1 protein-coding gene and 1 pseudogene are annotated in these 478 nt (G+C 52.1%); both read right to left on the reverse strand.

Annotation, left to right across the window (positions count from 1 at the left end):
- Window positions 1–173: gamma-glutamylcyclotransferase family protein (locus DXB92_RS14235; protein WP_147330090.1), on the reverse strand; the 173-nt coding region annotated here is incomplete at its 3' end.
- Window positions 174–263: 90 nt separating this feature from the next.
- A pseudogene (locus tag DXB92_RS14240) lies at window positions 264–478 on the reverse strand (alpha-L-fucosidase); the annotation flags it as partial.

The raw sequence follows: 478 nt of genomic DNA on the forward strand, positions 1-478 counted from the left end.
ACGGTACAGCCCTGTTTGGGCTCGATGGTCAGATAGGAGCCGGTCTTGCTGCCCTTGAACAGCAGCTGGTAATTTGGGATCTCCGCAGTCCCCACAATTCTGGCATCCGGGCAGCGGAACTGCATCTGTTTCACGTTCAGATTGCTGCCATAGGCAAGGTAAAACTTTTTCATGCAATCAAATCCTTTCTGAAAGGGATACCCTTTCACCACCATAAGACCGCCGAAGCGGTCTGGTGTAGCTGGTAGCAAAAGGCTGTCCCTTTATCTGCCGAACCGGAAAGCGGCATCGCCATCAAGGTTCTTGGTAAGAAAATTTCTCGCAGTGGCGAACTCCTCGCCGACCAGTCCCAGCCGAATCAGCCATGTTCGCATGGCGAATTTCGGGTTTTCCGTTTGCTGTGGTTTCGGGCTGGCGGTTCGCAGTCCCTTTGCCATTTCGGAAAGGGCAAGGCAAAGTTGTATGTAGCTTTTCAATT

The organism is Ruminococcus sp. OM06-36AC, from assembly GCF_003438725.1.
Taxonomy (GTDB): Bacteria; Bacillota; Clostridia; order Oscillospirales; family Ruminococcaceae; genus Ruminococcus_C; species Ruminococcus_C callidus.